The organism is Sphaerospermopsis aphanizomenoides BCCUSP55 (assembly GCF_001586785.1).
Lineage (GTDB): Bacteria > Cyanobacteriota > Cyanobacteriia > Cyanobacteriales > Nostocaceae > Sphaerospermopsis_A > Sphaerospermopsis_A aphanizomenoides_A.
In genome coordinates this window covers 56,188-64,376 of the sequence record NZ_LUFH02000018.1, presented here as the reverse complement: position 1 = coordinate 64,376, position 8,189 = coordinate 56,188, and the positions used below count along the sequence as shown (strand labels likewise).

Below are 8,189 nucleotides of genomic sequence, written 5' to 3'. Positions count from 1 at the left end.
AAGAATTACGGGCAGCAGAAGACCCAGAGTTTGAAACATTCTATACCAAAAACATTTTGCTGAACGAGGGTATCCGCGCTTGGATGGCTCCTCAAGACCAACCCCACGAACAATTTGTATTCCCTGAAGAAGTATTACCACGTGGTAACGCTCTCTAATTAATCAAGGAGTTACAGAAGTTACAAGAGTTACAGAAGTTACAGAATAGAAAATAGTAATGTACCGATAGATGAAAGTGTCTGTAAGCAAGGTTACTCAAATAATATTCTGAACTACTGAATTCTGAACTTCTGCACTCCTTTTTCAAATTGTTGTGTTATAGTAATTCAAGGTTACAAGCCCAGAGTTTTTCACTCTGCCTTTTTGAAACTAAGACCGTTTAGGCAACAAGGAGGTGATGCCCATGATAGAAAGTAGTATGACCATGGGTCATCAGGTTGCAGTTAGCCGGCTGTGTGCCGGGGCTGTTCTCTAAAAGTTAGCCTTAGTTATCTTGAGATACTAAGTTAGCTCAATTAGCTAGGCTGAAAATCGGAGTTCCTTCCGGCAGTCTGGTTGCAACCTGAAGACCCGCTAGACCGCCCTAAATTAGATCAACTGATCTAACTTAGGGCGGATAGTTTTTTATGGGTAATTTTTGGACTCTTGATTAAGATATAGCAGGTGACAGGTGCTAGAAAGAAGGCAAGAGGCAAAAGGCAAGAGCTTTTGAATTTTGAATTAATTTTCTCCAGGTCTCTTCTTCCCCTACACCCTACACCCTACAGTAATTTAATCCCATACTCTGATCTTGATAATTGAAAAAACATCATATATAATATGAAACTATAGTGTGGCAGCTTTTACATAAGTTAATTGCATAAAATTTTAACGATTTGTTAATCAGTTATTAGCTTTGTAAAAACTAAAATTGTAGTAGTGGCAGTCATGCCTAGTCCACAGGTTTTAGCAAGATATCGCATTTCTGAGAGTAGGTAAGGCGAGAACATTTATCTGTATACGGTGTGAGGAGCAAAGAAAAGATGTCTAATCTCTTGTGGAAATCCCTGGTGGTTAGCCCCGCAGTTTTGGGCGCGACGTTGTTAGTTTCAGGAACGGCGCTCGCCAGTCCCAATACCACCACTGAAGTATCAACAGTAGAAACACAAGCGGCAGCTGCGGTTGTCCAACAGCCTGAAGTATTAGCTCAAGTACCCGCAAATTCTGGGGTTTTAGCGCAAGTTCAACGCTACAGCAACGAAGGTCAAAATTTACAGTCTCAAGTAACATCAGTTTCTCAGTTCTCTGACGTTCAACCTACCGATTGGGCGTTCCAAGCGTTACAGTCCTTAGTTGAGCGTTATGGTTGTATTGCTGGTTATCCCAACGGTACATATCGCGGTAACCGGGCGTTGACTCGTTATGAATTTGCGGCTGGTTTAAATGCTTGTTTGGATAGAGTTAATGAATTGATTGCCACAGCAACTGCTGATTTGGTAACAAAACAAGATTTAGCAACTTTACAACGGTTACAAGAAGAATTTTCTGCTGAACTAGCAACTTTACGTGGTCGTGTAGATGCTTTGGAAGCTCGGACTGCTGAGTTAGAAGCTAACCAGTTCTCTACTACCACCAAATTGCAAGGTGAAGCTATTTTTGCTGTCACTGATGCTTTTAATGGTGACATTCCTGGTAAGACTGTTTTTCAAGATCGAGTTCGTTTGAACTTGCAAAGCAGCTTTACCGGTAGAGATATGTTAAACACCCGCTTGACTGCTGGTAATGCTACAGGTTTTGGAACCGATCCCCAGAGTGGAGAAGCTAACCAAACCTTTGAAGTTGGTAGCACTGGTGCTAACAGTGTTGAAATTGACAAACTGACTTATGAGGCTCCTGTAGGTCCAGCACAGGTCTACATAGCAGCTACAGGTGGTCAACACAGCCATTACGCTGCTGTTAACAACCCCTACTTCTTCGATAAAACTGATGGTGGTAACGGTGCCTTAAGCACCTTTAGTTCTGAAAACCCCATTTATCGGATTGGTGGTGGTTCTGGTATCGCTATTAATGTACCCTTTGGTAAACCAGGTGGTATCCTCAAGCCAAGTTCATTAACTTTAGGTTACTTGGCTTCTGAGGCTGAAAGCCCTGCTTTTGGCGCTGGCCTGTTCGATGGTAACTATGCTGCTTTAGGTCAGTTAAACTTCAATGTTGGTAATCGCATTGCCTTAGCTGCTACCTATGTACATGGTTATCACGGTTCAGGTAGTACCCTGTTTGACTCAGGAATTGATGGTGGTTCTGCTATTACAGGTACTTTGGCAGCAAACAATCTCAGTGCTGTAAATGCCTCTTCCAGCAACTCCTATGGTATTTCCGCTGCTTTCAAACCTAGCGACAAAATCTCCATCAGTGGTTTTGTTTCTTACCATGATGTCATAGGCTTCGGCGCTGGTGATGATTATGAAGCGTGGACTTATGGAATGGGTGTAGCATTACCTGACTTCGGTAAGAAAGGTAACGTATTGGGTATTTTTGGTGGCGCTCAACCTTATTCCTTTAACAATGGAGCTAGTGGTGGTGACACTCCTTACCAAGTGGAAGGTTTCTATAAGTATCGCGTCTCCGATAATATTTCCGTTACTCCTGGTGTGATTTGGTTGCCCTCCACTGGACAGGATAATAACAGTGAAGATACCTTTATCGGTACTCTCAGAACAACTTTCACTTTCTAGCACGTTGATAATCTGTTAGAAAGTTTTAAAATCATTTCACCCCGCTTAATAGCGGGGTTTTTTGTTGTTAGTAGAAAAAAAGTACAAACCCCAGTGGTAAACCGGAGTATACTAGAAAAAGTATGAATGATGAATTTATAAATGATCCGTAAGTATTCAGCTATCAGACTTAAGAGGTCAGCTTTTGAAGACTATTTAATAATTTACCGATTTCTCAAAAATTCTGACTCCTGACTCCTGAATTCTTACAATGATCCTTCATCCATAATCCTTTATTCTTAAATTGCTGCTTGTGGAACTATCCTGTAAATCTGAATACGCAATTTTAGCGTTATTAGAGATGGCAACTCATTACGAAAGCGGCGAACCGATGCAAATTCGACAAATTGCCGCCCAACAAAATATACCTGACCGCTATTTAGAACAGCTATTAGCTACATTGAGGCGTGGGGGTATAGTTAAGAGTCAGCGTGGTTCAAAAGGCGGTTATCTGTTAGCGCGAGAACCTTGGAAAATTAGTGTTTTTGATATTTTGGAATGTTTAGAAGGGTTTGATATCAAGACCAGTGAAGAAGATAGCAACCCCAAAAATATAGACAGTGCAATTGTAGATGAGATTTGGCAAGAAGCTCGTCAAGCGGCCAATGCAGTTTTACAGAAACATTCGCTTCAGGATCTGTGTGAAAAACGAGATTCACGGCGGCAGTTAGATATCATGTACTACATTTAAAGGATTAAAAAACATTATGAGAATTGCTCGGAATATTACAGAAGTGGTTGGTCGGACTCCCCTAGTGCAGTTGAGCCGTATTCCCCAACAGGAAGGCTGTGTGGCAGAAATTTTGGTGAAACTAGAAAGTATGAACCCTTCGGCATCGGTAAAAGACCGCATCGGGGTGAGTATGATTAATGATGCCGAACGTGAAGGATTAATTACTCCTGGTAAGACTGTATTAGTAGAGCCAACATCGGGAAATACAGGAATTGCTTTGGCAATGACAGCAGCAGCTAAGGGGTATAAATTAATATTGACGATGCCAGAAACAATGAGTTCGGAACGTCGGGCGATGTTGCGGGCTTATGGGGCGGAATTGGAACTGACTCTTGGTATTGAGGGAATGAGTGGGGCAATTCGCAGGGCGCAGGAAATAGTGGAGACAACACCTCATGCGTATATGTTGCAACAGTTCCGCAACCCAGCTAATGCCAAAATCCATCGGGAAACTACAGCAGCGGAAATTTGGGAAGATACTGATGGCAAAGTAGATATGATTGTGGCGGGTGTGGGTACAGGTGGTACAATTACTGGTGTAGCTGAAGTGATTAAAGCTAAGAAGCCAGGTTTTCAAGCGATCGCTGTAGAACCAGCTAATAGTCCTGTATTATCTGGAGGCAAACCAGGACCCCACAGAATTCAAGGCATTGGGGCAGGTTTTATTCCCCAAGTGTTGAAAGTAGAATTGATTGATGAAGTGATTGCTGTCAGTGATGAAGAAGCGATCGCCTACAGTCGCAGATTAGCCAGAGAAGAAGGTTTATTATCTGGAATTTCCAGCGGTGCTGCTTTGTGCGCGGCTATTCGGGTTGCCCAACGTCCAGAAAATCAGGGACGTTTAATCGTCATGATTCAACCGAGTTTTGGTGAAAGATATTTGAGTACACCATTGTTCCAGGACTTAGAAGCAAAGTCAGTAACTGGGATTAGCTAAGTTCATTAGATCACAAAGTTATCTCTTGAGGCAGGGTGTAGGGTGTGGGGTGTGGGGTGTGGAGAACACAGAAGTAGAAAAGAAATATTATCTTTCTTTTGCCTCTTGCCTTTTGCCTCCTATCACCTGTTTACCTGTCACCTGATCACGGATCATGTCTGATTCCAACCACTACGAAACCCTGAAAATTAGTCATCATGCCAGCCAAGCCGAGATTAAACAAGCTTATCGCCGCTTGGTGAAAATTTTTCATCCTGACAGTCATCAAGAAACCGCAGATCATCAGGAAATTATTCGTATTAATGCCGCCTATGAAGTTTTGAGTGACACCCAAAGTCGCCTCAACTATGATGAAGAACTACGTAATAAACAGGATAATAACCAAAAGTATCATAATTTTCGCCAACAAAAAACAGCATCGGAGCGAAAACCATACCACGGAAAAAGACAAGCTGGAAAAGATGCTGATGAAAAAGTTGAAGAATGGTTACGCTTAGTTTATAAACCAGTCAATCGCTTACTATGTGTTATTCTTAATTCCTTAGAAGAGCAAATTGAGGAACTAGCGGCTGATCCTTTTGATGATGAATTAATAGACCAATTTCAAGAGTATTTAAAAGCCTGTCGAGAAGATTTAAAAATAGCACAAACTACATTTAGGTCTTTACCAAATCCTCCTAGTTTAGCTAGGGCTGCTGCTCATCTTTACTATAGTCTGAGTCAAGTTGGGGATGGTTTGGAAGAATTGGCATACTTTCCTTTAAATTATGATGACCGTTATTTACACACAGGTCAAGAAATGTTCCGCATTGCTACGCGGTTACATTGTGAAGCACAAGAATCGGTTAATCCATAAGAACGATAATTTATTCACTTGATTTCAATGACAAAATACTTAGTCTAAGTAGCTGGGGGTGACAAACACCTTGAAAACAGAACAAGTTGTAGGGTGTAGGGTGTAGGGAAAATCTGAAGAAAATTAGTTGATGACTCTATCTTTGATAGAAATTTGCGGAGTGAGGCTTGTAGTTAGCCCTTTAAGGTGTCAACCTTATCAAGCTGGAAATATTTGACTATATTTTTAGTAACTATCAACAATATAGACATCTTCGATAGGAAAATTAGCTTATGAAGGTTAACTTGCAGCCTACTCTCAATGATACTAATGTAGACGCGAATCAACCAAGCAGTCAACGTCAGTTAGCAGTTTCTATTTCGGCCATTGGCGAAACTCTAGACCGCAGTGCGCCACTAAATTTATGTTTAATTTTAGATCATAGCGGTTCGATGAATGGTCGCTCGCTGGAAACCGTGAAAAAAGCAGCTTCTTTGCTGGTTGATAAACTCAGTTCCGAAGATCGATTGAGTATAGTCGTTTTTGACCACCGCGCTAAGGTTTTGGTGCCTAATCAGGTAATTTCAGATCGAGAATACATTAAACAGCAAATTAATCGTCTGACTGCGGATGGAGGAACGGCGATTGATGAAGGTTTACGGTTGGGGATTGAGGAGTTAGCCAAGGGCAAAAAAGAAACCATTTCCCAGGCATTTTTACTTACCGATGGGGAAAATGAACATGGTGATAACAATCGCTGTTTGAAATTTGCCCAATTAGCAGCCGGATATAATTTGACTTTAAATACGTTGGGGTTTGGTGACAATTGGAATCAGGATATTTTGGAAAAAATAGCCGATGCCGGGTTGGGTAATTTGTCTCATATTGAACAGCCTGATCAGGCAGTTGATAAGTTCAATCGCTTGTTTAGTAGAATGCAAACAGTGGGATTGACCAATGCTTATCTGCTATTTTCACTGTTGCCAAATGTGCGTTTAGCAGAACTCAAACCTATTGCCCAAGTCGCGCCGGACACGATTGAGTTACCAGTACAACCAGAAGCAGATGGTCGGTTTGCGGTCAGGTTGGGAGATTTAATGAAAGACGTGGAACGAGTGATATTGGCTAATATTTATTTGGGACAGTTGCCAGAAGGTAAACAGGCGATCGCTAATGTGCAAGTCCGCTACGATGACCCCGCCCAAAACCAAACTGGGTTATTTTCCCTGAATATGCCAGTTTATGCGAATGTGGAGCGCATTTACCAACCAAGTTCTAATCCCCAGGTGCAACAGTCGATTTTAGCTTTAGCCAAATATCGCCAAACCCAGTTAGCCGAAGCAAAATTACAACAGGGTGATCGCGCTGGGGCGGCAACCATGCTACAAACGGCAGCAAAAACGGCTTTGCAAATGGGAGATGCTAGTGCTGCCACTGTCTTACAGACTTCTGCCACTCGCTTACAAGCCGGGGAAGAGTTATCCGAAAGCGATCGCAAAAAAACCAGGATTGTCTCAAAAACTGTGTTGCAGGATGCTCCTCCTAAATGAAAGTTCAATTAATATCGGCACTAAACGATACTAACGTTGACGCGGCTCAATTAAATAACCAACGTCAACTAGCAATTTCCATTTCGTCCGTTGCTGATGAGCTTGATCCCAGTTTACCCCTAAATTTATGCCTGATTCTGGATAAAAGCGGTTCTATGCACGGAGAACCCATGAACATAGTGATTCAGGCAGTCGAACAATTATTGGATCAACTCAAGCCAGGAGACAGGATCTCAATTATTGCTTTTGCGGGTACTGCTGAGGTCATTATCCCCAACCAAATCGTCCAAGACCCGGAAAGCATCAAAACCCAATTGCACAAAAAGCTTAAGGCTGGTGGTGGCACAATCATTGCTGAAGGGTTATCTTTGGGGATTACAGAATTACTCAAAGGAACAAAAGGTGCTGTTTCCCAAGCATTTCTACTGACAGATGGCCATGGTAACGACGGGTTGAAAATTTGGAAGTGGCAAATTGGCCCCAATGACGATAAACGTTGTCTAGAACTGGCACAAAAAGCTACTAGAGTAAATCTGACCCTCAACACTTTCGGTTTTGGCAATGACTGGAATCAGGATTTGCTGGAAAAAATTGCCGATGCTGGTGGTGGTACTCTGGCTTATATTGAACAGCCAAAACAAGCTGTAGAACAATTTAGTCGTTTGTTTAAGCGCATCCAGTCTGTAGGCTTAACCAATGCTCACCTGTTGCTATCTTTAGTTCCTGGTGTGCGGTTAGCAGAACTCAAACCCATTGCCCAAGTAGCCCCAGAAACCATTGAGTTATCGGTGGACACAGAAGCCAGTGGTAGCTTTATTGTCCGGTTGGGAGACTTGATGAAAAATGCAGAACGGGTAGTTTTGGCCAATATTTATCTGGGACAGTTGCCAGAAGGTGAACAAGTCATTGGACATATCCAAATTCGCTATGATGACCCGGCGATTAACCAAGAAGGGTTACTTTCTCCCCTTGTGCCTATTTATGCCAATGTGACTAAAGCTTACCAACCAGCCCTAAACCCACAGGTGATACAGTCAATTTTAGTATTAGCCAAGTATCGCCAAACTCAGGTAGCAGAGGCAAAATTGGAACAGGGCGATCGCACTGGTGCAGTAACTATGCTACAAACTGCTGCCAAAACTGCCTTACAAATTGGTGATACTAATGCAGCAACAGTGCTGCAAACCAATGCTACTCGTCTGCAAGCTGGTGAAGAACTCTCGGAAGCAGACCGCAAAAAAACTAGGATTGTATCAAAGACCATTTTACGAGATTGACCTGTTCCACCAGCAAGCTAACGCGGAAGCAATTATGTTATTAGCCGCCTGATATTTCCTGGAGCGATTAAGTTCAAAGGAAATATTGGGCGATTTTAATATCC

The 8,189-nt window shown here is 42.3% G+C and carries 6 protein-coding genes and 1 pseudogene; all 7 read left to right on the top strand.

All coding sequences use genetic code 11. The features are described from left to right. Window positions 1–158 (top strand): annotated as a pseudogene (locus A0J48_RS06825) (photosystem II D2 protein (photosystem q(a) protein)); the annotation flags it as partial. Between the two features lie 864 nt (window positions 159–1,022). Continuing rightward, entirely contained in the window at window positions 1,023–2,714 is a 1,692-nt protein-coding gene (locus tag A0J48_RS06820) for an iron uptake porin (protein ID WP_200321541.1), read from the top strand. 292 nt (window positions 2,715–3,006) lie between these two features. Beyond that, window positions 3,007–3,444: an RrF2 family transcriptional regulator gene (locus A0J48_RS06815; RefSeq protein ID WP_200321539.1), complete on the top strand. Its 438-nt coding sequence runs from the start codon at window positions 3,007–3,009 to the stop codon at window positions 3,442–3,444. Window positions 3,445–3,460: 16 nt separating this feature from the next. Further along, window positions 3,461–4,423: a cysteine synthase A gene (cysK, locus tag A0J48_RS06810; RefSeq protein WP_200321537.1), complete on the top strand. Its 963-nt coding sequence runs from the start codon at window positions 3,461–3,463 to the stop codon at window positions 4,421–4,423. A gap of 154 nt (window positions 4,424–4,577) precedes the next feature. Further along, the gene (locus tag A0J48_RS06805) at window positions 4,578–5,279 is read left to right on the top strand and encodes a J domain-containing protein (RefSeq protein WP_200321535.1); all 702 of its coding nucleotides are present in this window, start codon (window positions 4,578–4,580) and stop codon (window positions 5,277–5,279) included. A gap of 272 nt (window positions 5,280–5,551) precedes the next feature. After that, window positions 5,552–6,808, top strand: coding sequence for a vWA domain-containing protein (locus A0J48_RS06800; protein WP_200321533.1), 1,257 nt, complete (start codon window positions 5,552–5,554; stop codon window positions 6,806–6,808). Further along, the gene (locus A0J48_RS06795) at window positions 6,805–8,085 is read left to right on the top strand and encodes a vWA domain-containing protein (protein ID WP_200321531.1); all 1,281 of its coding nucleotides are present in this window, start codon (window positions 6,805–6,807) and stop codon (window positions 8,083–8,085) included. The genes A0J48_RS06800 and A0J48_RS06795 overlap by 4 nt, the downstream gene beginning before the upstream one ends. Window positions 8,086–8,189: the final 104 nt, after the last annotated feature.